The sequence below is a fragment of the Bacillus sp. FSL K6-0923 genome (assembly GCF_038630825.1).
GTDB lineage: Bacteria > Bacillota > Bacilli > Bacillales > Bacillaceae > Bacillus > Bacillus pumilus.
The window spans coordinates 3,636,204-3,659,768 of the sequence record NZ_CP152044.1 but is presented as its reverse complement, the minus strand read 5'-3'; the positions used below and the strand labels follow the sequence as shown (position 1 = coordinate 3,659,768).

Sequence of the window (23,565 nt, the reverse complement as noted above, 5' to 3'; positions counted from 1 at the left end):
GAGTCTTTTCTGTTATGAACGAGGTGTGACACGCAGTTTCAGCTCTTTCAGTCCATACATGCTGCTGCTTGTCATCGGAACGTAAGAGAGGAGCTCTAGCGCCTCATATCGTTCTATTAAAAACTTTATAGCTGTACATGCTTCAAGACGTGCCAGTGGTGCGCCAAGACAGAAATGGATACCGTGCCCGAAACCAATATGAGGATTAGGGTGGCGGTGTATATCATATTCATGTGCGTTTGAAAATTGACGCTCATCTCGGTTGGCGGAAGCAAGAAACACAATCACATTGTCTCCCTTTTTCAACACTTTACCTCCAAGCTCTGTGTCTTTTGTGACATAGCGGACGATCGCAGGAGCTGGTGCACGAAAACGGACGGCCTCTTCCACCGCACGTGGGATGAGTTCAGGTGATTGGGAGAGCGCTTCATACGCACCCGGCTGTTCTAACAAGCTGAAAATCATATTGGAGATCAAGTTGGTGGTTGTTTCGTTGCCTGCTAAAAGAAGAAGATTACAGAATGGTATTAGTTCATCCGCTGACAGTTTTTCTCCATTCTCCTCCGCTTGAATGATGAGGGAAATCAAATCATCACCGAGATTGTGACGTTTCTTTTCAATGGTGTCTGCAAAAAACGCCATCATGTCAGCTTCTCCTTTGTCACGTGTTTTCTGCCATTCAGCTACATCTTCCTCGTTTTCGCTTTTAGGCATGCTGACGAGAATATCTGACCATTCTTTAAAGGATTGTTTATGCTCTGATGGCACACCTAAAAGCTCTGCAATGACAATGACAGGAAGTGGATAAGAGATGTCTTGCACTAGGTCTATCTCTTTTTTTCCTTCTATTTGTGCCATGAGTTCATCCATTAATTCTTGAATACGAGGCTCCCACAATTTCATGACTCGAGGGGTAAAGGCTTTGCTGACAATGGAGCGGATGCGAGTGTGATTGGGAGGATCCATCATCACCATTGTTTTCATCAGTGAATGCTTCCGTTGGTTTTTAGGAGGCTGACTCGAAAAGGTATCTTTATCGATTGTCACACGCTTTGCTTCCTCATAGGTGAATACGCTCCACGTTCGGCTGGCTTCGTCAAAATGAACAGGTGATGTCTGGCGCATGTTGGCATACCAATCAAATGGGTGATACGGGTCCTGCTTGTTCTTTCCTCTTAATAACGTTTTTTGCACGGCACTTGGGGTTGTTGTTTCCATGATCATCACTCCTTATAGGTTGTCAGATGATTCCTTTTTTTCATTGTGTTAGATTAAAGTTAATTCATCAGCCTGGAGGATTCAACCAACAGAAAAGCGAAATCTGTTGAAGAAAATAGGAAGGGGAGAGCGGCTTGTGGCGGACTGCTACAGAGGGGATAAGCGCGCAACGGAATCAAAGCAGCAATTAAGAAAAGCATTATTTCAGTTATTAAGTGAGAAAGAATGGGGGAAGATTTCTGTACAGGATTTTACAAAAGTGGCAGGTATCCACCGCACGACCTTTTATCAACATTATGAGGATAAATTTGATCTTGCCCAGCAGGTGATGGATGAGATGTTTGATGTGATGAAATGTGCCATTTTTGCGCCTGTACAAGAAGATGATTTGGAAAAAGAGCATGCGGCATATGTATATATTTTTCGATTTTATCAGCATTTGCAGGAACATGAAGAGGAGTATCAAATTCTCTGGAAACGAGGGAGAGAGCTCAATATTCATGAAACGGTTCGTGCTTTTTTTGAAGAAAGCTTTTCTTTGGGGGTAGAGGGGGTTGCAGGCTCAAAGCCCGATCCGCATCTCGTTCCTATCGACATGCAGAAGCAATTCGTTATTTCTGCTTACGTTGGAACAGCTGAATGGTGGCTGAGGACAGGGCGACCGTACTCACCTGATTTTATGGCAAGCTCGATGATTCATTTAATTGAAAATCAATAGAAAGTAAGAACAATCAAAAACGTTGGTTTTACTCAAAATCTCCCTTTTTAAGCGCTGAAGAAGTGAGTAAAGCGCTTTTTCTCATATTTAAAACGAACAAAATTTGATTTCGAGATATTAATGTTCGGATTTCACGTTGACTTTTTCGTTTTGCATTGATAAAATAAATGTGTTTGAAAGAGATAACGTTTTGAAAGGTTAACGGAGGTGCACGATATGTCTTCAGTAGTCGTAGTAGGTACGCAGTGGGGTGACGAAGGGAAAGGGAAAATTACCGATTTCCTTTCAGAAAATGCAGAGGTGATTGCCCGTTATCAAGGGGGAAACAATGCAGGTCACACGATCAAATTTGATGGAGTGACTTACAAGCTACACCTCATTCCGTCCGGTATTTTTTATCAAGAGAAAACTTGTGTCATCGGTAATGGAATGGTGGTTGATCCTAAAGCGTTGGTCACTGAGCTTGCGTATCTTCACGAACGGAATGTGAGTACAGATAACCTCAGAATCAGCAATAGAGCCCATGTGATTTTACCTTACCATTTAAAATTGGACGAGGTAGAAGAAGAGCGGAAAGGGGCTAACAAGATCGGTACGACGAAAAAAGGAATCGGACCAGCTTATATGGACAAAGCAGCTCGTATCGGTATCCGTGTCGCAGATCTATTAGATCGTGAAGTATTTGAAGAGAAGCTTGCGCGTAATCTAGAAGAGAAAAATCGTCTTTTAGAGAAAATGTACGACGCAGAAGGCTTCAAGATTGAAGATATTTTAGACGAGTATTATGAATATGGCCAGCAAGTGAAAAAATATGTCGTGGACACATCTGTTGTCTTGAATGACGCACTAGATGAAGGCCGCCGCGTGCTATTTGAAGGAGCACAAGGTGTTATGCTTGATATCGATCAAGGGACATATCCATTTGTTACGTCATCTAACCCAGTGGCTGGGGGAGTGACGATTGGTTCTGGTGTAGGACCAACAAAGATTCAACATGTGGTCGGCGTGTCAAAAGCGTACACAACACGTGTTGGAGATGGCCCATTCCCGACAGAACTCCATGATGAAATTGGTGATCAAATCCGTGAGGTTGGCCGTGAATACGGTACAACAACTGGACGCCCGCGCCGTGTTGGCTGGTTTGACAGTGTGGTTGTCCGCCATGCTCGCCGTGTGAGCGGGATTACAGATCTATCTCTTAACTCAATTGATGTATTGACAGGGATTGAAACATTGAAAATCTGTGTCGCTTATAAATTGAACGGAGAAATCACAGAAGAATTCCCAGCAAGTCTAAAGGAACTAGCGAAATGTGAGCCTGTCTACGAAGAAATGCCAGGATGGACAGAGGATATTACAGGCGTGAAGAATTTAAGCGAACTGCCTGAAAATGCCCGTCATTATTTAGAGCGTATTTCACAATTAACAGGTATTCCACTTTCCATTTTCTCAGTCGGACCAGATCGTTCCCAAACGAACGTTGTCCGCAGCGTGTACCGTCCATAATCATAGACTGATCAAACACCAGTAAAATTGCACATTTTACTGGTGTTTTTTTGTTTAAATATTTCTTAATTTCAGTAGAACAGGCTTCCGGTCATTACCAAAATATGATAACTGTATAGGGGGAAGGAGCGTTCTAGTGAAAGAAAGAATAAGATTATTAGATATTTTAAGAGGTTTCGCCATATTAGGCACATTGGGAACGAACGTCTGGTTTTTTGCGTATGCAGGGGATACCTTTGCGACAGATCAGATTGCAGATGAATATGAGAATGGCAGTTTTCTAGAAAGCCTTGTTTCCATGTTCGTCTACGGGAAAATGCTATCGCTGCTCACGATTATGTTTGGTGTAGGGCTAGAGCTGAAATATCAGCAGGCGAAAAGAAAAAATACGCCTTGGCCGGGTACATATTTGTGGATTCTTTTATTCTTATTTATTGAAGGCTTTGTCCATTTTGCACTTGTGATGGAATATGATGTACTCATGAGTTACGCTGTCACCGGTCTGCTTGTGGCATTTATTGTACGAGGAGGGAGCAAACGAATCAAAAGAGGCATGATCTTCTCTGGAGTCATTCATCTGCTTGTTCTGTCCTGTCTGATGGTGTTCGCCCTCTCTGAAATGGAAACAGCATCGTATGATCAAGGTAGTGAACCCGCGCTGGAAGAGCAGCTGCCAGAGACATGGATCTCGCAAGTTCAAGAACGATTACAACACTTTTTCATGTACCGGGTGGAAGCGATCTTTATCATTCCAATGAACACATTTTTGTTTTTATTAGGTGTGCGGATGATGAGAGCCGGTGTATTTTATGCAAATGAATGCGGGCAGTCTCTACGGAAAAGATTATTTCGAATCGGTCTATGGGTGGGGTTGCCGCTGAATGCACTTGTCTTCGTTCCGAACGAACTAGTGGAATTCGTGGTTCGCTATGCGTTTTCGCCATTCCTTTCTCTTTTCTATATCGCTATTATTGCGAAGCTCCTGGCTCACACAGAGTCATGGTTCATGTGGAATTGGTTCGAATATGTAGGGAAAATGGCGCTTAGCTGTTACATCCTGCAAAATGTCATCTGCTCGGTTCTTTTTTATAGCTGGGGATTGGGTCTTGGCGGACAAATCAACGCCCCTCTTATCGTATTGTCATGGCTGCTTATTTCTCTTCTGCAAATCGCCATATCAGCATTTTGTCTAAAGCTTTGGAGAATTGGTCCAATGGAATATATTCGTTCGCGGGCACTTCGCCGGGTGACGATGAAGAAAGCAGTATAAAGGGGAATCGTTACAATGTTTTTCAAAAAAAGTACGCAAAGAGAACAAGCGAATGCACATAAAGCAGCAGTGGCGGCATTTATTTTTTATCTTCTCGCATTAGGAGGACATGCGCTGTACTCTTATGTCCAGGATGATAAACCGCCCGTCACCTTTGTCATTCTCATGTCGGGTCTTCTTGTGTTTTTTGCCGCAGACCGGTTATATCATAAAAGGAATTCATAAAAAAAGCCCTCGTCTTGAGGGCTTTTTTCTTATTTCACGCTTTTATATTGACCTTTTAAGTTTTTGCGGATGTACTGAATGATTTTGCGCAGTTCGTTGGCATGCGGTCTGCCAAACGGACTTGTTTGTCTTTGCTGATAGAGGACTTGGCCCTTTTCGTTTAGTAAGAAATAGGCAGGTTCCCCGTGTACTCCGTGATCTTCATAAGGAGCATCTTCTCCATGATAGTGGACTTCATATGCTTTTATGGAAGTGAGGTCCTTGTCAGACATGATTGGGAAGGATAGTCCTTCTTTATCCGCAAATTCCTTCAAGTCATCAGAATGATCCGTTGAAATCGCCATTAAGTGGATATCCTTGTCTTGAAAGTATGATTGCTGCTGTTCAAGCTCTTTCAATTCTTCTACACATACCGGGCACCATGAGCCTCTAAAGAAGACGATGAGGTGCCAGCTTTGATGCTCCTCTAAATGTTTGTGAAAATCAATATGTTCGCCCTGAATGGTTGGGAGTGAAAAATTGGGCATTTTATCTCCTAATTTGAATGAACTCATACTGCTTCCTCCTTTTTCAATCACAATGTCACTTGTTTCATGTATAACCAATTTCGGGCGGTCTAAAACGTTTCTATGTGCTTGAATAGGCAGAGGTCATGAAAAGAGGCAGTGAAAATGAAGGCGGTTGCAAGCAGAAGGGATTTGGCAGGAGATTTCAAATCCGACACTTTTTTTTAAAAAATGTCGAAAAACGTATTGCCATATGTAATTACTCTATGATATTATAAATCTCGTTGTTGCAAAGGTCTCTGAAACTTGTTAGGATGCGATGTTCCAGCTTTTTTAAAGCGATTGGTTTGACGCAGTACAACTTCTTCAGAATTACTTTTCACAAACCGAGAGCCATTAGCTCAGTTGGTAGAGCATCTGACTTTTAATCAGAGGGTCGAAGGTTCGAGTCCTTCATGGCTCACCATGTATTGGCCCGTTGGTCAAGCGGTTAAGACACCGCCCTTTCACGGCGGTAACACGGGTTCGAATCCCGTACGGGTCATTGATTTACTTTAGCGTTAAGCTAATTTTTCCTCACTTGCTTGGAAGAGCACCACGATTGCTTTTTCGGGCAAGTTACTGAGGTCCGGTAGTTCAGTTGGTTAGAATGCCTGCCTGTCACGCAGGAGGTCGCGGGTTCGAGTCCCGTCCGGACCGCCATTTATATTTATTCATCTTTTTGATGATGGCTCGGTAGCTCAGTTGGTAGAGCAACGGACTGAAAATCCGTGTGTCGGCGGTTCGATTCCGTCCCGAGCCACTTCCAAACGCATCTGCAATCGCAGGTGCGTTTTTCTTATGAAAAGAAGGCATAAAAAGGGAGAAGCCGGACCTAGGTAGGGCCCGGCTCCATAAGAAGAAGACGTTACATCTATATAGACGATCTATGACTGGAAAAGTTTCAATAAAAAAGGAAAAAAACCATCATTTTTTTGAGCGTCGTCTTCTTATCCAACGATTGCTAGAAAAGAAAGCCGTTATTATTTTTATCTTTGCCACGTAAAACGTTATAATAGACAGTGAGCCTTTTTTGCTCAAATGAAAAAGGTCTGATGAGACATGCAAAAATGAATGACATAGATGCTAAAAATGCAGGAGGAAATCACAATGGAAAAAAAGATTCTTGTCGTAGACGATGAAAAACCGATTGCTGATATATTGGAGTTTAACTTAAGGAAAGAGGGCTATGAGGTTCATTGTGCATATGACGGAAATGAAGCCCTTGAAATGGTAGAAGAAATCCAACCAGACATTATTCTGCTCGACATTATGCTGCCAAACAAAGATGGCGTTGAGGTATGCCGTGAAGTGAGAAAGAAATATGATATGCCGATTATCATGCTGACGGCAAAAGACTCTGAAATTGATAAAGTCATCGGTCTTGAGCTTGGCGCAGATGATTATGTGACGAAGCCATTTAGCACGCGCGAGCTGCTTGCCCGTGTGAAAGCGAATTTAAGAAGGCAAATTGCTACGCCGCAGACAGAGGAAGAATCTGAATCAAATGATATTGAAGTTGGATCACTTGTCATTTATCCAGATGCGTATGTGGTGTCTAAGCGTGAGGAAACGATTGAATTGACGCACCGTGAGTTCGAATTGCTTCATTACTTAGCGAAACATATCGGACAAGTCATGACACGTGAGCACTTGCTGCAAACCGTATGGGGCTACGATTACTTTGGGGATGTCCGGACAGTAGACGTCACCGTCCGCCGTCTTCGTGAGAAAATTGAAGACAACCCTAGCCACCCAAGCTGGATCGTGACAAGACGAGGCGTCGGCTATTATTTAAGAAACCCAGAGCAGGACTAAGATTCTTATGAATAAAGTAGGTTTTTTTCGCTCGATTCACTTTAAATTGACCTTGATTTACGTGCTGCTGATCATCGTTGCCATGCAGATCATTGGCGTGTACTTTGTGAAGCAGCTAGAGCAGTCCTTAATTAATTCATATGATAATTCCTTGAATCAGCGAATCTACTCGTTATCGTATTACCTAGAACAAGATTCATCGAAAAGTAAGGCAGAATTAAAAGAGGATGCTCAAAAGATATTAAACGACTTTAATAACAAAGATGAGTCTAATGAAATTTCTGAAGTCAGCTATATTGACGAAAGCAGAGAGGTGATTGCCTCTGTGAATAACGGCAGTCAGGAGATTGCCGGCAAGAAAATCACAGATCAAATCATTAGCCGGATTTTCGCAGTAGGCAAAGACTATGAAAAGAAATTCTATGACCCAGAATCAAATAAACGGGTGCGTATTTCTGCGACAGCCGTGAAAAATGAAAACCAAGAAACTGTCGGTGTGATTTATGTTGTGTCTTCGATGGAGAGCGTGTTTAACCAAATGCGAACCATTAACACCATTTTGGCGACGGGGACACTGATCGCCCTTGGGACGACCGCACTACTTGGGATTTTCATCTTTAGAACCATCACTCATCCTATTTCGGATATGAGGAAGCAAGCGATTGAACTCGCCAAAGGGAACTTTTCCAGGAAGGTTCGAAAGTATGGACATGACGAAATTGGCCAGCTTGCGACAACCTTTAACCATCTGACGAGAGAGCTGGAGGAAGCGCAGCTGATGACAGAGGGAGAGCGGAAGAAACTTTCTTCTGTCATTGCCTATATGACAGATGGCGTCATCGCTACGAATCAAAACGGTGCGATTATTCTATTAAACAGCCCAGCATTAGAGCTGTTAAATGTTTCACGTGAAACAGCACTAGAGATGCCGATTACGTCCTTACTGGGCCTCGAGGACACGCATACCTTTGAAGATTTAGTCGAAAATCAAGATTCCATGCTGCTAGAAATCGAACGCGAAGATCAGCTGTCTGTTTTGCGTGTGAATTTCTCAGTGATTCAGAAAGAGCACGGAAAGATTGATGGTTTAATTGCGGTTATTTACGACGTCACAGAGCAGGAGAAAATTGATGCAGAACGCCGTGAATTCGTTGCGAACGTATCACATGAGCTGCGCACCCCGCTGACGACGATGCGAAGCTATCTTGAGGCGCTGGCTGAAGGTGCAATTGGTGATAAAGAGCTTGCACCAAGGTTCCTCAGTGTCACGCAAAATGAAACAGAGCGCATGATTCGGCTTGTCAACGACCTGCTGCAGCTGTCTAAGTTCGACAGCAAGGATTATCAATTCAACCGTGAGTGGACGAATTTTATCAGATTTATCTCATTGGTCATTGATCGTTTTGAAATGACAAAGGAGCAGCATGTCGAGTTTATCCGCAATCTTCCGCAGCGTGAAATATATGTGGAAATTGATCAAGATAAAATCACACAAGTGCTCGATAATATCATTTCCAATGCCATGAAATACTCTCCAGAGGGTGGACATATCACGTTTACCGTTGATCTGGATGAGGAGAAGGGCCTTGTATTATTCAGCGTCAAAGACGAAGGAATCGGTATTCCTAAGAAGGATATGGATAAAATCTTTGAACGTTTTTATCGAGTGGATAAGGCGAGAACAAGAAAACTTGGCGGAACCGGCCTAGGCCTTGCGATTGCAAAAGAAATGGTTCAGGCTCATGGCGGAGATATTTGGGCTGACAGCATTGAAGGGAAAGGAACAACAGTGACCTTTACCCTTCCGTACAATGAAGAACAAGAGGATGATTGGGATGAAGCGTGAGACCTTTAAAACCATAATATTGACAATCCTAATTGCGATCAGTCTTGTGTTTACGTGGAATATTTGGATGTTCCAGCCCGTCATGCAGGACCAGGCAGATGCCGGCACTAAGGTCGTGGAAACGAAGAAGATTTCAAGCGACGAGCCGCGGAGCCTCATTGATGTCGTGAAGCCGCGCGAGATGTTCATCCATTCAAATGGGGAGCATTTGAAAGTGGATCAAAAGGAACTCTTTCAAAACTTCTGGAATGATGTGAGCCTTTGGGATGTGAAAGAGATTTCGGATGTGTCAGATCAATATTCGGAGCAGAAATTTAAGAATTTCTTCTATGGAAACGGAGGACAGGGGAAGACATTGGATCTTGTGTTCAATGACCCGATTCCGATTGATATTTTCCAAGCGCTGTTTAAATGGCCGAACAAGTCCATTGAATACAACTCGTTTGATCGGATGATTGTGCCGTTCTCCCAGCAGGATAAGGCCAATAAGAAAGTTTATTTGGTTTCATACAGCAAGGAAACGGTGCTTGAGCTGACAATAGAGTCCGCTAACTATCGAAATCTCATGGACAGTATCGCAGCTGCTCAAAACGAGATGCCGCGCTACGATCTCTATACATTCTCAGCGAATTCGAAACGAGATTTCCTCCTTCCGAGAAAGCAAAAGCAGCTTGAAGCGAAAATGTTCTTTATCGAAACGATTAAGACAAGCAAATTCAAGGACGCTCTGTTTACGGACCCGAGTCTAGTCGGTGAGGAGTCTAATTTAAACCGGACGGTGTACACAGATGGCACAAGTCGTCTTGAAGCCAATCAAAAAGACCACCGCATCCAATATCAGCACCGCAATATCAATTCCAGCACCGTTTTCCAAACGGGCGATTTGATCAAGCGAAGTGTGAAATATTTCAATGATACGGGGAGCTTTACCGATGACTATCAATACTTTGGCATCAATAGCAACCAGCAGCTTTCCTTTAATATGTTTATGGATGGTCTGCCGATCGTCAACAGTACAAAGCATCCATTTGGGATGACCTCTCTTGAAGTACAGTGGGCGAATGATGACATCTTGAATTACAAGCGTCCAAACTATATTCTAGGCAACAAAGCAAGTCAGAGTGAACAGGTCAAACTGATGAATGGGACAGAGCTGAAAGACTTAATCGTCAAGCAGACGAAATATGATGACCTTGAAAAAATTGAACAAATTTTTCCGGCCTATCAGGCTGCTTCCACTCCATCAGATCAAGATCAAGCGATGTTTGTCTGGCTGGAGCCAGTATGGTGCATGAAATACAACGGCAAAACCGTGATTCTATCGCATGATTTGTTGACAGAGGGGAGCGAGAATCATGGAGTGGAATAAGACCAAAACGATCTTTATCCTAGCCTTTCTCGTTCTCGATATCTTTCTGGGTTTTCAATACTTTGAAAAACGATCAACCGATCATTTTGCGATTATCGAAAAAACGGATACGCTGGAAGAAATGAAGGCAGACGGGATCAAATATGGCAATCTATCAGATGAAGCGAAGATTGGCTACCGCATTACAGCTGAAAAGAAGCAATATACGAAAAAGGATGTCGACGAATTAGCTGATCAAAAGGCGAAAAGCACATTCCCGAAAACAGACAAAGATGATCCTGTCACGCTGCTTGAAATGACCTTCAATAAACCAGTGGCCTTGCCGAAAAAAGATATGAAAACAGCGGCGGCAAACCTGGTGAACCAGCGTTTGCTAGATGGGAAGAATTATAAGCTGTGGAGTATTGATGAAGAGGCAGGGAAAATCGTCTTTTTCCAAACGTATAAAGGGAAATACATTTTCCAAGAGGGGCTTGATGACTCCGAAACCATCGGAAAAATCACCCTAGATCTAAATGATAAAAACGAGGTCGTATCGTATCAGCAGTCGATGGTGATATCGATTAATGAAGTGAGAAAAGAAACCCTTGTCCCAGCGCTTGAAACCGTGAAGGACTTATATACGCAAAACATGCTGAGCCAAAACACGACCGTGAAAAAAGTAGAACTGGGCTACTATACGCAATACCCAGGTGCAAGCACGCAGGTCATGGTGCCTGTATGGCGAGTCGAGCTTGAGGGCGTATCAACTGGTTCAAAGAAAAAGACAGAAGAAGAATATTTGATCAATGCCATTGATGGCTCAACACTTGATCATATAGAGAAAGATGACAAATCTTCAATGGAGTGAGAGAACATGAGCTTGCAGTTCAGTGTACTAGCGAGCGGAAGTACGGGGAACGCTTTTTATTTAGAAACAGACGAGCATGCTTTTCTTGTAGATGCGGGTTTAAGCGGCAAACAGATGGTTGAGCTGCTTGGTCAAATCGATCGCAAGCCTGAAGACTTGGACGGCATTTTTGTGACACACGAGCACTCAGATCATATTAAAGGGCTCGGTGTCATGGCAAGAAAGTACAAGCTTCCTGTCTATGCAAATGCGAAAACATGGAAGGCGATGGAGTCTCATATCGGAAAGATTGATACAGAGCAGAAATTCCATTTTGATATGGAAACCGTCCAATCCTTCGGCGGTCTCGATGTTGAGTCCTTTGGCGTCTCACATGATGCGGCTGAGCCCATGTTTTACGTGTTCCATTATGGCGGGCGCAAACTTGCCCTAATGACGGATACAGGCTATGTGAGTGACCGTATGAAAGGGATCATTCAGTCAGCCAATACATTTGTATTTGAGAGCAATCATGATGTCGGTATGCTGCAAATGGGCCGATACCCGTGGAGTATTAAGCGTAGAATTTTGAGCGATGTCGGACATGTTTCAAATGAAGATGCCGCTCTTGCGATGACAGATGTCATTGGAGATGCCACCTCACGCATTTACTTGGCTCACTTGAGTCAAGACAACAACATGAAGGATTTAGCCCGTATGGCGGTCCAACAAACGCTTGAGATGAAAGGCTTTGTTGTCGGGGATGGCTTTGATTTATATGATACGGACCCGAAAAAGGCAACCCCGCTTTGCGCCGTATGATTTTTACAATCGGATGATTAAGATAAGAGCTTCTTACCAACACTATATACATCATCTATTCACTGAAAGGAAGGAAACATAGTGGATTATCGCGATGTAGAGTGGAAGCCGAGACGAAGCAGAAAAGGATATTTCCTATCTGGTCTGATCGGCGTATTGGTAGGAGCTTTTTTAATGGGATTCTTTTTCCCCTATGTATCAGGTCAGAGCGGCAGTCCCTTTGGGTGGCAGCAGAACGGAGATGGGCAAGCAGCACAGGGTCCTTTAAAGACCATCAATGTGAACGTCAATGATGCGGTCACAAAAGTCGTATCTCATATGTCGGATACGGTTGTCGGCGTCATTAATATCCAAAAGTCGAGCTTTTGGGAAGAAGGCGGAGAGGCAGGCAGCGGGTCAGGTGTGATTTATAAGAAAAAGGGTGACACCTTTTATATCGTGACCAACCATCACGTCATCAAAGGTGCCAACCAGCTTGAAGTGAGTCTTCAGGATGGGACAAGAATTGGCGCCAACCTTGTCGGAAGCGATCAGCTCATGGATTTAGCGGTTCTCACCGTTAAAAGTGATAAGATCAAGCAAACCGCTGCCTTTGGAAATTCAGATCATGTGAAGCCCGGTGAGCCAGTGATCGCCATTGGAAATCCATTAGGGCTTGAATTCGCAGGCTCTGTCACACAAGGTGTCATTTCAGGAACGGAACGTGCGATTCCTGTAGACTCGAATGGAGACGGACAGGCGGATTGGAATGCGGAGGTACTGCAAACAGATGCCGCCATCAATCCAGGTAACAGCGGTGGTGCCTTGATCAATATGGACGGAAAAGTGATCGGCATCAATTCAATGAAGATTGCTGAATCAGAGGTAGAAGGCATCGGGCTGTCTATCCCGGCGAATCTTGTCATCCCTGTTATAGAGGATTTAGAGCGCTACGGAGAGGTGAAGCGTCCGTATCTAGGTGTTGGCATGAAGTCTTTAGCAGATATTGCGAGCTATCACTGGGAGGAAACGTTAAAGCTACCGTCTAAAATCACATCAGGCGTTGTCGTGATGAGTGTCGAGCCTTTGTCTCCAGCAGGAAAAGCGGGGCTAAATGAACTGGATGTCGTCACCTCCTTTGATGGCAAGAGTGTACAGAATATCGTAGACCTTCGTAAGTATTTATATCAAAAGAAAGTCGGCGACAAGGTAAAGGTGCAGTTTTACCGAAGTGGAAAGAAAAAATCAGTAGAGATCAAACTTTCTCAAACCGACCGATTCGGCGGATAACCAGTTCCTTGATGGGACTGGTTTTTTTTGCATGCTCATCATATGATGGAGGAAAGGGGGCGATACGATTGGTTACATTACAGCCAATGTCACAGACGGATTACGATGTATTGATGGAGAAGGCCATTCAGAGGTACGCAGAAGAAAAGGTACTTGCAGGGACTTGGGGAAAGGAAGAATCACTTGCAAACGCCGAAGAACAATTTGATCGGCTGCTTCCTGAAGGACTGCAGACAGAGCATCATGAGCTATGGAATCTCTTGAATGGGGAGGAAGCGATTGGCTGGGTTTGGCTTTGTTATGACCCCAATCACCCGCAGAAGGAAGGATTCATTTATAACTTTTTCTTATTCGAAGCTTATCGAGGGAAAGGCTTTGCAAAGCAGGCCATTGCTGCATTAGAGAAGCAGGCAAAGTCATTAGGAGTGCAGAAACTCTCGCTGCATGTCTTTGCTCATAATCAAATTGCCCGTTCATTGTATGAGAAGACGGGATTTGAAGAAACCGGAATCTATATGAGTAAACCTTTATCATAAAGAAGAAGCACCGTGCGGGATCGCATACGGTGCTTTTTTATGAGGAGCTCATGGCATCCTGAGCCGTGACTCTGTATAAATCAACTTTGCATTTCACGAAAGCGCGGATGATTGATGGAACTTGAGCTTCTGAACGAATCAACAATGAGGTCTCGTCATCACTGATCACAAGATCTGTTCCCACAGTTTGTAAGTACTGCGTGAGAACAGGCTTCACCTCATCATCAATCCACGCATGCTTGAAGGTTGCACGTATGTTTGAGGATGTGATGGTTTTCTCTTGAGGGAGTGTATGGGGGGACACTAATTTTCCTTCAGAAATAAAAGCAGTTTTGGTACAAATACTATTTGTGAACCTTGGGCGGTCAGCCGTTAAAAAGACGGTTTTCCCTTCATGTTTTAACGTGTCAATGACCTGCTGGATGTGCAAGATCGAATCTGCGTCAATATCGGCAAAAGGCTCGTCGAGTAAAATAAATTCGGGCCGATGGGCGATGGCCTGCGCCATGCCGAGCCGTTTCTTCATACCGGGTGTGAAGGAACCGACCTTTTCCTGCTGATAGTGATCCAAGCCGACAAATTCGAGCAGTTCTTCATAATCACTCGTTTTCTGGCGCGTACCGGTGATTTTTGATAAGTAGGCAATATGTTCAAGTGCCGTCAGCCCTTCATATAAATCCGTATATTCAGGCAGAACACCGATATGCTGTCTCACCTTTTTTAATGAAGGCATATCCATCATCGTAAACGTCCCAGAGGTTGGCCGGGAAATTCCCGTAATGATATTGAAGAACGTTGTCTTACCAGAACCCTTCGGTCCAATGAGTCCGAAGATATCGCCTTGATTGACATCAAGGGTGATGTGATCTATTGCGACTTTTGTCCTGTATTTTTTTGTGAGTTCTTTTGTATATAGCATTTAGACATCCCTCCTTTGAAATAGGAGTGCTGTTCCAAGGAGTAATACAACGGTTAATGCTGTATTCAAGAGTATATAGGTCAGCGGTTCACTCAAGCGCGCATAATAATAAGGCGTGATATATTGGAACCAATGAATCAATCGTTCTGAAGAAAGAACAGATATCATACTGACGATCGGGAAAAGAAAGGAAAACAACATCCCAACAAACATAGATTTCTGCGGGGTTGGAAAGAGCATGGACAAAAATAAAGCACATGAGATACCGACACTGATGAAGGTTAAGATTTTTAACGCATCAGAGAACAGAAAACGATGTGAAATCACCATATTCAGTACGTAGGTCGTCATAATACAGCTAAGCCAAAACAGCATCAGTCCAAGATATTTCCCGATAATAATGTTCAAACGGGTGGTTTTACTGACGAGAAAACGAATGGTTTTCAAATGGATTTCTCTGCTTAAAATATCGTGAGACAATAAGAAAATAAGGAAGAAACCAAATAGAGACATCACCAGTTCATTCCCAATGGAATAAGGATCCTTTGCCTGCTCCCATTTGTCCTGATGAGCAGCAATAAACGGTAGAGTTGAAACAAAAGTAGATAAAATGAAAATAATAACAATTGTTAAAATAGATTTTGTGCTTTTGAAGAGCTGCTTAAACTCATTCATACAGATGGTCCACACACGCTGTACCTCCCTTCATCTTTATTATACCGCTAGAAAGGAAAGACACCATATCTCGCTCTTTAACATTTGCTTAAATTTTATAAAAAAGAAGACTCTTCCAGAACAGTTAACTCATTTTTTAAAATGTTCAGAAAAATATCTTGATTTATCAAAAAACATCATGTATGATAGCTTTAATTCAAGATAGTTAAACAGGCAATGACGAGAGAAAGTACAATCATCAATTTTTCCACAGAGAGCTTCGGCAGCTGAAAAGAAGCAAAAATAATGATTCGAAAAATGGTCTCTGAGCCTCGTGCTGAACATATCCATGATATTAGTAGGACACGACGAGAGTTGGTACTCGTTATCAAAACCACAGTATATGAGCCAAATTGGAGCTTTGTACTTGTAGAGGCTGTTTAGCGCGAGCAAACAGTAAATAAAGGTGGTACCACGAGACAAATACCTCGTCCTTATGATTCAAAGATAAGGATGGGGTATTTTTTATTGTCCACTTTTTTCATACAAATGTTCAAATGTTCCACGTGAAACACCACATCCATTTTTTCAAATGAAAGGGAGATTGACATGAGTGAACATGCATTGGTTTTACAATCAGATTTCGGCATTGATGATGGAGCGGTCAGCGCCATGTACGGAGTGGCAAATACGGTCAGCAGTAGCATCCGCCTTTTTGATTTAACACACAATATACCGCAATATGACATTTGGGAGGCATCTTACCGCCTGCTCCAAACCGTCACATACTGGCCGGAAGAGACGGTATTCGTATCCGTCGTTGACCCAGGGGTTGGGTCAGAAAGAAAGAGTCTTGTCGTCAAAACCACAAGCTCGCACTACATTATTACCCCAGATAACGGAACACTCACACACGTCGCACAGGATATAGGCATTGTAGAAGCACGTTATTTAGATGAAACCATTAACCGGCTGCCGAAGTCGGGAAAATCACATACATTCCATGGGAGAGACATTTACGCGTATACAGGGGCGAGAATTGCTTCAGGAGTGATTTCTTTTGAAGAGGTTGGGCCAAAGGCGAATATTGATGAAATTATTCACCTTCCAGTCGTACAGGCTTATGCGAAAGAAGAAGTAATCACAGGAACAATTGATATTTTAGACGTGCGGTTCGGAAACCTATGGACAAACATTCATCACACGCTATTTGAACAGCTTTCAATCAATTATGGGGATGCAATAGAAGTTACCATTGCCAACGGGCCAAAAAATGTGTATAAAAATATCATGACCTATGGACGATCTTTTGCCGATTTAAAGGTAGGCGAACCACTCGTATATGTCAATTCACTCGATCATTTAGGCGTGGCGATCAATCAAGGGTCATTTGCAAAGGCTTATAATATCGGGACAGGCACAGGCTGGCGCCTTTCGATTCGCAAAGCTCCGCGCATTATATACGAATAAGAGGAGGATAACATCATGGCAGGTAAACAACTTTCAACGAAAACTGTCGTTGCCATCGGAATTGGCGCAGCCGTCTTTGTGATTTTAGGACGCTTCGTCTCCATTCCAACTGGGATTCCGAATACACAAATTGAGACATCGTATGCATTTCTTGCATTAATGGCCGTGCTATTTGGTCCTGTTGCAGGCGCGCTGATTGGGTTTATTGGTCATCTTATTAAAGATGCTACTACATTCGGTCCTTGGTGGAGCTGGATTATCGTTTCAGGTGTTGTTGGGTTATTGATCGGATTCATTTCAAACCGTTTAAAAGTAGAAGAGGGCGACTTTGGCTGGAAAAAAATCACGCTCTTCAACGCCGTACAAGCAGGCGCACAGGCATTGGGCTGGTTTGTCATTGCCCCAGTACTCGACATTGTGATCTATGCAGAACCTGCGAACAAAGTATTTGTTCAAGGCATCGTGGCAGGAATCTCAAACATCATTACAGTCGGTGTACTAGGAACCATCATCATTGCAGCTTATGCAAAAACGAGAAGCAAAAGCGGCAGTCTATCGAAAGAAACATCATGAAGCAAGGTGGAACACATAAATGAAGAAACCGATGATTCAATTCGAACATTTCGGATTCCAATATCACAGTCAGGCAGAACCGACATTGAAAGATATCAACCTGACCATCTATGAAGGCGAAAAAGTCCTCATCGCAGGCCCGTCTGGTTCGGGAAAAAGCACACTAGCCCATTGCATCAATGGGCTAGTTCCTGCGTCTTATAAAGGTTCTATGGAAGGAAGTCTTCACATCGGCGGGAAAAATGCAGAGAAAGAGAACATTTTCTCCCTTTCACAGCTTGTCGGAACGGTGCTTCAGGACCCTGATGGACAATTCATTGGGCTGACCGTTGGAGAAGATATCGCGTTTACGCTTGAAAATGATCAAGTCACACGCGAAGAAATGAAAACACGTGTCGAGGAAGCAGCAAGATTAACAGAGGTAGACGGCAAGCTGGCATCGTCCGTGCATGAGCTGTCAGGCGGACAAAAACAACGTGTCGCCATTGCGGGCGTACTTGTTAACGAAGTCGACATTTTGTTATTTGACGAACCACTCGCAAGCCTTGACCCCGCAACAGGCAAAGAAGTGATCGACCTTATTGACCGACTACAAAAACAAACGAAAAAAACCGTCGTGATGGTCGAGCACCGATTAGAGGACGTTCTTTTCCGCCAAGTCGACCGCATCATCGTCGTTAATGACGGCACGATTGCAGCAGACATGACACCAGATGAATTGCTCGCCTCAAATGTATTAGAAGCGGCGTATTTACGTGAGCCTTTATATGTGAGAGCGATGAAATATGCAGGAATTCCGATTGAAGCAGGAGATAAAATCGCTAATTTACAGCATCTCACCTTAAATGACGAGGCAAAAGAGAAAATCGAGCAATGGATGGAAGCATCTGAGCCGTCAGTCGAGCAGAATGCAGCGCAGGATTTACTAGAAGTGCGTGAGCTGAGCTTTGACTATCCGACAAGACCAAACACGCTGAACAACATCTCTTTTACCGTCAAAAAAGGAGAAATGATCAGCATCGCTGGAGCCAATGGGGCAGGCAAGACGACACTATCCAAGGTGCTCTGTGCATTTGAAAAGCCAACGAAGGGGTCCATTCTTTTAAATGGTGATGACATCACAGGAGATACGATCAAACAGCGCTCCGAACGAATCGGTGTCGTTATGCAAAATCCAAATCAAATGATTTCTAAACAAATGATTTTTGATGAAGTCGCATTTGGTCTCGTTTTAAGAGGCGTAAAGGAAGAAGACATCAAGGAACGGGTGGAGCGAGTCTTAAAAGTATGCGGTTTATACCCATTTCGGAACTGGCCGATTTCTGCTCTCAGCTTTGGACAGAAAAAGCGCGTCACGATCGCATCAATTCTTGTATTAGAACCAGAAATCATTATTTTAGATGAGCCAACCGCCGGACAGGATTTTAGACATTACACAGAGATGATGACGTTTTTAGAGCAATTAAATCAGCAGGGTGTCACGATTTTGATGATCACCCATGATATGCACTTGATGCTTGAATACACAACAAGAACCATTGTCATTTCAGATGGAGAAAAAATCGCAGATGATACACCAGCCAAAGTGCTGACAGATCAGCTGCTTGTTCAAAGGGCGAGCTTAAAGGAAACGTCGCTGTATGAACTAGCGCTGAAAGCAGACTGGCCGAATCCAAATGAACTCGTGGATCGCTTCATTGAGGTTGATAGAAAGGAACGAATGAAATGGCTGTAGACATGCTGTCCTATATCGATCGCCCGTCGCCGATTCACCGGCTGACTGGTGCAACCAAACTCATTTTCTTTATCCTCTGGTCGTCCGCAGCGATGCTCACGTATGATACAGGGGTATTAGTGTTTATGCTAGTTGCCAGTATCGTGTTCTTTCAGCTATCAAACGTACGATTTCGTGATATCTCCTTTGTAGTAATCGTCTTGGCGATTTTCCTTGTCATCAACAACATTGCCATTTACATCTTTGCACCCCAGCAAGGCGTCGCGATTTACGGAGCAAAGCATGAGCTGTTTCACATTGCAGGCTGGTACAACGTCACACTTGAACAGCTTTTCTATCAATTGAACATCACACTGAAATACATGACCGTGATGCCAGCAGCGCTTTTATTTATCGTGACAACAAATCCAAGTGAATTCGCCTCATCGCTCAGCAGAATCGGGGTCAGCTACCGGATTTCGTATGCGGTAGCGATTGCTCTGCGCTACATTCCAGATATTCAGCGTGATTTTCGAACGATTGCCATTTCTCAGCAAGCTAGAGGCATTGATTTATCGAAGAATGAAAAACTGGGAAAACGAATTAAAAATGCGCTGTCGATTGTGATGCCGCTGATTTTTTCCAGCTTAGAGCGGATAGAGACGATTAGCAATGCGATGGAGCTGCGCGGGTTTGGAAAGCATAAAAAACGCACATGGTTTACGGCGAAAGACTTTCAAAAAGCAGATTATGTGGCGTTATTGTTTGTTGGCGTGGTGCTGATCGTGTCGCTTGTGATTACATTTGTTAGAGGAACGAGATTTTATAATCCTTTTCTATAGAAGGAAGCCTTCACAGGAGTGGAGGCTTTTTTATTTGGTTTGTGGATAAAAGATGTGGAAAATGGTAAAAGACTATTAACATGTGAATAAATCGGTTATATTGAACAATGAGCGAAACACTTGTGAATAACCAAACAACATATTGGAGGAATTAGAAACTTATGAACAAATCACTTTATGCTTGTGCAGAACATATAGAAACCGTACTAGACATGTACATAGATGATCACGAAACACCGCCAGAATTCAGAAAAATCGAACATACACACAGCTTATCCACAACCTGTGAATTGTGCGATGAACCTGCAATATATATAGTGGGGAACGAATGATCGGACACAAAATACACAAATTTTATCCACAATTGTTGATAACTTATATGAATAACTTGTTCTTAAGGTGGGGATGACCTGTGAATATATCAATTATCACAGTAGGAAAATTAAAAGAGAAATATTTAAAGCAAGGCATAGCCGAATACACAAAACGATTACAGGCTTACGCAAAAATCGAGATCATTGAGCTCGCGGACGAAAAAGCACCCGAGAATCTTAGTGATCAAGACATGAAAATCATCAAAGACAAAGAAGGAGAACGCATCCTAAGCAAAATCAACCCAGACGCCCACGTCATCGCCCTCGCCATCGAAGGAAAAATGAAAAGTTCCGAAGAATTAGCCGATACAATAGATAAGCTGGCAACATACGGAAAAAGCAAAGTATGTTTCGTCATAGGCGGATCACTTGGATTAAGTGATGCTGTGATGCAGCGGGCGAATGAGAAACTGTCGTTTTCGAAGATGACGTTTCCGCATCAGTTGATGAGGTTGGTGCTGGTGGAGCAGGTTTATCGGGCGTTTCGGATTGTGCGGGGGGAGCCGTATCACAAGTAATATTATACAAAAAGTGGATTTTGTGTATAATAATACAAAGGGGTGATATCTTGCAAAATACAAAAAGAAATATTTTCGGTATTGAACTATTAGAACAGATTGATTTAAGTTGTAATGAAAAAGAATTAAAAAAAATAATGGTAGAGTATTCTTTAGAAATAGAAGAAATTACACAAATGCAAGATGACTTAATAGAAAAAGAACTTTCAAATTTTAAGGATAAAGAGACAGAACAATTTGAAGTTTACTTAAAAAATTTAACATATATAAAGCAGTCTTACTTTATTATGTTAAAAGAACCAGAAATTAATTCAAATAAATATGAATTAGAATATTTAAAAGATATTAAAATAGAAGAAATAATTGACTTAGAACAAGAATTAGATGATGGGAAATTGATTTTAGATTACAGCAAAATAAACAATTTAGTAAATATAAGGAAAGAAGAAGAAGAAAAATGGAAAGAGTATAATATTCCGCATACACTTTCCGAAATGCTGGGCATAAATAAAGATGAGATTATATATATAAATAAACTTAGCGAATATATTGACTTTGTCTCGAAACTAGAACCTGCTGAAAACTATGTCTCAAGAGGACAAAAAAACTGTACAAACAAATTAATCCCCTCATTACATAGAAGGTATACAAAGGATTTTGAAATATATGCAGATAAGTATGAGAGTGCTTTTAAACAAAAAATTGTATTTTATGATAGAGATATTATAGGGAAGTCAAAAGAAGCATTAAGAGCGGAAGGCCAACATTTTGGCTTACCTACAGAGTATTTAGACTTTACTGAAGCACACTTGATTTCCTTATTATTTGCAATTGAAGACTATGAATATAGGGAACATCATTCTATAGTATACTTTATTGACGCTCTCTCTTATAATGATGACACAATTAATAGGAAAGAGAAATTAATAGATTACTCCGATACTAACGTGGTAGATGGTTTGAATAAATTTTCTGCCAGGTCATATTTTATTAAATTAGGTAATTCAAATGAAAGAATTCATTTTCAAAAAGGGTGTTTTTTAAAAGTATCTACACAAGATAGAGAAGATTTTGAGAGAAGATTATTTGAGTTTGGAAAAATTGTAATAATAAATAAAGAAGCGAAGAAAAATATGTTGAAAGAGCTTTTTAATCTTGGTATTACTTTTGAAAATATTTATCCTGATAAAGATAATGTAGTTAAATCTATAAACTTTCAACACGAGATGATGAAGGGGGATGATATTTGATGATGAGCTCTAAATTTAAAGAGTCCATGAGAAATATAAAATCAAATAGACCGTTAATATCGGTTCAAGATATCGTTACATTTATTGAAAAGGGAGAAAAGTATCTAAAATTAGATGTCTTAACTGAACAAGAAGAGATAGAGATATTACATGGAATTGTTTTAAGTCCAGATTATCAACGTAAATATCGTTCTTCCATTCGAGAAGAGAGCTCAATTATTGAATCACTATTGATTGGAATACCAATACCAGAAGTTTTTCTGGTTATTTCTGGTGAAAATGATGCCCAAATTAGACATGTAATGGACGGACAACATCGTTTAAATGCGATTTTTAGATATATAAATAATAAATTTCCATTGAAAAATCTGGAGATAATAGGGGAAAATCCAGCATATGATAATAAAAAATTTTCTGAGTTAGATAAAAAAGATAAAATTAAAATCTTAGGGAGTCATTTATCAATTCTAGAATTTGAAAGCTTTGAAGATCCAGAAGTAGAGATAGAATTATTTAAAAGATATAATAGAAACACAAAACCTTTAGAAATACAAGAAATTGAAATGGCAACTTACTTTTCAGAAACGAGTAAATTTATAAGTAACTTTATTAATTCTTTGATTGAGGATAGTGAGGATAATCTATTTCATTTCGATAATTTAAGAGAGATGAAATTACTGAAACTTTATAATATTACGAAAGGTAGGAACGATAAGCAAAAAAATCACCAAGAAATATGTATAATATTTAGTGTTCTAGAAAAGGGGTTACAAGAAAATATAAGGGATGGAATTACTGCTTCGAAAGTCTTTTTAGAGAGAAAATCCAAATTTTTCAAAAAAAATGAAGATGAAGACTTAATAGAAATGAGAGAAAGATTTGATGATTTTAATGAACTAATTATAAAGATATCAAATGAAGTAGAATTTCCATTTTCAATGAGTATGGTTTCAGATAAAAAAGAAAGACAGAGTAAGTTTATAGTAGGGGTATCTATTATACTAGCAGCAATATATTATTATTTTGAAATTAATCTTAATGATAAAAAGCTTGTAGACGATATTAAAACAATAATTTCATTTTCCCCTATAGCTGACATAGAATATAAAGCCTCATCAACTAATATGAAGAATATAATGAAATATTTATTTATAGATAATAAGATACAAAAAAGAGAGTTTTCTTCATTAATTTTAAAACAAAGCAAAAAAACAGAAATTGAGAATTTTATTAGAAGTAATATTGAAAAGAATATTAAATAGGAAAATGAAAATCTTTTT

Annotated in this window: 23 protein-coding genes, 4 tRNA genes and 1 other annotated feature; of the genes, 23 read left to right on the top strand and 4 right to left on the bottom strand. The window is 41.5% G+C overall.

Features of this window, described 5'->3' with window-relative positions:
* Positions 1–12: 12 nt before the first annotated feature.
* Entirely contained in the window at positions 13–1,218 is a 1,206-nt protein-coding gene (locus MHI16_RS18765; RefSeq protein ID WP_058013215.1) for a cytochrome P450, read from the bottom strand.
* A gap of 106 nt (positions 1,219–1,324) precedes the next feature.
* Here MHI16_RS18765 and MHI16_RS18760 point away from each other — a divergent pair, with 106 nt between their 5' ends.
* From MHI16_RS18760 to MHI16_RS18745, 4 genes are all read left to right on the top strand, one after another.
* Positions 1,325–1,936, top strand: a complete 612-nt coding sequence (locus MHI16_RS18760; RefSeq protein WP_235566993.1) for a TetR/AcrR family transcriptional regulator — start codon at positions 1,325–1,327, stop codon at positions 1,934–1,936.
* Positions 1,937–2,152: 216 nt separating this feature from the next.
* Positions 2,153–3,442, top strand: coding sequence for an adenylosuccinate synthase (locus MHI16_RS18755; RefSeq protein ID WP_058013217.1), 1,290 nt, complete (start codon positions 2,153–2,155; stop codon positions 3,440–3,442).
* 136 nt (positions 3,443–3,578) lie between these two features.
* Positions 3,579–4,712 (top strand): DUF418 domain-containing protein, encoded by a 1,134-nt coding sequence (locus MHI16_RS18750; RefSeq protein WP_058013218.1) that lies wholly within the window; start codon positions 3,579–3,581, stop codon positions 4,710–4,712.
* A gap of 15 nt (positions 4,713–4,727) precedes the next feature.
* Positions 4,728–4,937: a hypothetical protein gene (locus MHI16_RS18745; RefSeq protein ID WP_058013219.1), complete on the top strand. Its 210-nt coding sequence runs from the start codon at positions 4,728–4,730 to the stop codon at positions 4,935–4,937.
* A gap of 29 nt (positions 4,938–4,966) precedes the next feature.
* Here MHI16_RS18745 and MHI16_RS18740 read toward each other — a convergent pair whose 3' ends face one another.
* Complete coding sequence (locus tag MHI16_RS18740; protein ID WP_058013220.1) at positions 4,967–5,491, bottom strand: peroxiredoxin family protein; 525 nt, start codon at positions 5,489–5,491, stop codon at positions 4,967–4,969.
* A 342-nt stretch (positions 5,492–5,833) separates the two neighbouring features.
* Between MHI16_RS18740 and MHI16_RS18735 the strand changes: the two genes are divergently transcribed.
* The 11 genes from MHI16_RS18735 to MHI16_RS18685 all read left to right on the top strand — a co-directional run bounded on the left by MHI16_RS18735 (position 5,834) and on the right by MHI16_RS18685 (position 13,971).
* Positions 5,834–5,909, top strand: a tRNA-Lys gene (locus MHI16_RS18735).
* Positions 5,910–5,915: 6 nt separating this feature from the next.
* Positions 5,916–5,987, top strand: a tRNA-Glu gene (locus MHI16_RS18730).
* Positions 5,988–6,068: 81 nt separating this feature from the next.
* A tRNA-Asp gene (locus tag MHI16_RS18725) sits at positions 6,069–6,145 on the top strand.
* Positions 6,146–6,172: 27 nt separating this feature from the next.
* Positions 6,173–6,245, top strand: a tRNA-Phe gene (locus MHI16_RS18720).
* A gap of 347 nt (positions 6,246–6,592) precedes the next feature.
* Positions 6,593–7,300 (top strand): response regulator YycF, encoded by a 708-nt coding sequence (gene yycF, locus MHI16_RS18715; protein WP_058013221.1) that lies wholly within the window; start codon positions 6,593–6,595, stop codon positions 7,298–7,300.
* A 7-nt stretch (positions 7,301–7,307) separates the two neighbouring features.
* A complete protein-coding gene (gene walK, locus MHI16_RS18710) occupies positions 7,308–9,146 on the top strand; it encodes a cell wall metabolism sensor histidine kinase WalK (protein WP_180309766.1) in 1,839 nt (612 codons plus the stop codon).
* A complete protein-coding gene (gene yycH / locus MHI16_RS18705) occupies positions 9,136–10,515 on the top strand; it encodes a two-component system activity regulator YycH (protein ID WP_268466919.1) in 1,380 nt (459 codons plus the stop codon). Before walK ends, yycH begins: the two co-directional genes overlap by 11 nt.
* Positions 10,502–11,365 carry a two-component system regulatory protein YycI gene (yycI, locus tag MHI16_RS18700; protein WP_058013224.1) on the top strand — a complete coding sequence of 288 codons (864 nt, stop codon included), beginning with the start codon at positions 10,502–10,504 and terminating at the stop codon, positions 11,363–11,365. The genes yycH and yycI overlap by 14 nt, the downstream gene beginning before the upstream one ends.
* 6 nt (positions 11,366–11,371) lie before the next feature.
* On the top strand, positions 11,372–12,166 hold the full coding sequence (locus MHI16_RS18695) for an MBL fold metallo-hydrolase (protein ID WP_034660602.1): 795 nt from the start codon (positions 11,372–11,374) through the stop codon (positions 12,164–12,166).
* An 81-nt stretch (positions 12,167–12,247) separates the two neighbouring features.
* Complete coding sequence (locus tag MHI16_RS18690) at positions 12,248–13,435, top strand: S1C family serine protease (protein WP_268466918.1); 1,188 nt, start codon at positions 12,248–12,250, stop codon at positions 13,433–13,435.
* 68 nt (positions 13,436–13,503) lie between these two features.
* The gene (locus MHI16_RS18685; protein ID WP_061410149.1) at positions 13,504–13,971 is read left to right on the top strand and encodes a GNAT family N-acetyltransferase; all 468 of its coding nucleotides are present in this window, start codon (positions 13,504–13,506) and stop codon (positions 13,969–13,971) included.
* 37 nt (positions 13,972–14,008) lie between these two features.
* Here the strand turns inward: MHI16_RS18685 and MHI16_RS18680 are convergent, their stop codons facing one another.
* Positions 14,009–14,890, bottom strand: a complete 882-nt coding sequence (locus MHI16_RS18680) for an ABC transporter ATP-binding protein (protein WP_058013227.1) — start codon at positions 14,888–14,890, stop codon at positions 14,009–14,011.
* Positions 14,891–15,580 carry an ABC transporter permease subunit gene (locus MHI16_RS18675; RefSeq protein WP_058013228.1) on the bottom strand — a complete coding sequence of 230 codons (690 nt, stop codon included), beginning with the start codon at positions 15,578–15,580 and terminating at the stop codon, positions 14,891–14,893.
* 192 nt (positions 15,581–15,772) lie between these two features.
* Positions 15,773–16,043: a binding site (T-box leader), on the top strand.
* A 110-nt stretch (positions 16,044–16,153) separates the two neighbouring features.
* Between MHI16_RS18675 and MHI16_RS18670 the strand changes: the two genes are divergently transcribed.
* From MHI16_RS18670 to MHI16_RS18635, 8 genes are all read left to right on the top strand, one after another.
* Complete coding sequence (locus MHI16_RS18670; RefSeq protein ID WP_061410146.1) at positions 16,154–17,014, top strand: S-adenosyl-l-methionine hydroxide adenosyltransferase family protein; 861 nt, start codon at positions 16,154–16,156, stop codon at positions 17,012–17,014.
* A gap of 15 nt (positions 17,015–17,029) precedes the next feature.
* Positions 17,030–17,587, top strand: coding sequence for an ECF-type riboflavin transporter substrate-binding protein (locus MHI16_RS18665; protein ID WP_012011871.1), 558 nt, complete (start codon positions 17,030–17,032; stop codon positions 17,585–17,587).
* A gap of 19 nt (positions 17,588–17,606) precedes the next feature.
* Positions 17,607–19,322 carry an ABC transporter ATP-binding protein gene (locus tag MHI16_RS18660; RefSeq protein WP_268466917.1) on the top strand — a complete coding sequence of 572 codons (1,716 nt, stop codon included), beginning with the start codon at positions 17,607–17,609 and terminating at the stop codon, positions 19,320–19,322.
* Positions 19,313–20,143, top strand: coding sequence for an energy-coupling factor transporter transmembrane component T (locus tag MHI16_RS18655; protein WP_268466916.1), 831 nt, complete (start codon positions 19,313–19,315; stop codon positions 20,141–20,143). Before MHI16_RS18660 ends, MHI16_RS18655 begins: the two co-directional genes overlap by 10 nt.
* A gap of 161 nt (positions 20,144–20,304) precedes the next feature.
* Positions 20,305–20,475: a CxxH/CxxC protein gene (locus MHI16_RS18650; protein ID WP_008360116.1), complete on the top strand. Its 171-nt coding sequence runs from the start codon at positions 20,305–20,307 to the stop codon at positions 20,473–20,475.
* 80 nt (positions 20,476–20,555) lie between these two features.
* A complete protein-coding gene (rlmH, locus tag MHI16_RS18645) occupies positions 20,556–21,035 on the top strand; it encodes a 23S rRNA (pseudouridine(1915)-N(3))-methyltransferase RlmH (RefSeq protein ID WP_268466915.1) in 480 nt (159 codons plus the stop codon).
* A gap of 50 nt (positions 21,036–21,085) precedes the next feature.
* Positions 21,086–22,285: an FRG domain-containing protein gene (locus MHI16_RS18640; protein WP_058013233.1), complete on the top strand. Its 1,200-nt coding sequence runs from the start codon at positions 21,086–21,088 to the stop codon at positions 22,283–22,285.
* The gene (locus MHI16_RS18635; protein ID WP_235566994.1) at positions 22,285–23,547 is read left to right on the top strand and encodes a DUF262 domain-containing protein; all 1,263 of its coding nucleotides are present in this window, start codon (positions 22,285–22,287) and stop codon (positions 23,545–23,547) included. Before MHI16_RS18640 ends, MHI16_RS18635 begins: the two co-directional genes overlap by 1 nt.
* The last annotated feature ends 18 nt before the right edge of the window (positions 23,548–23,565 follow it).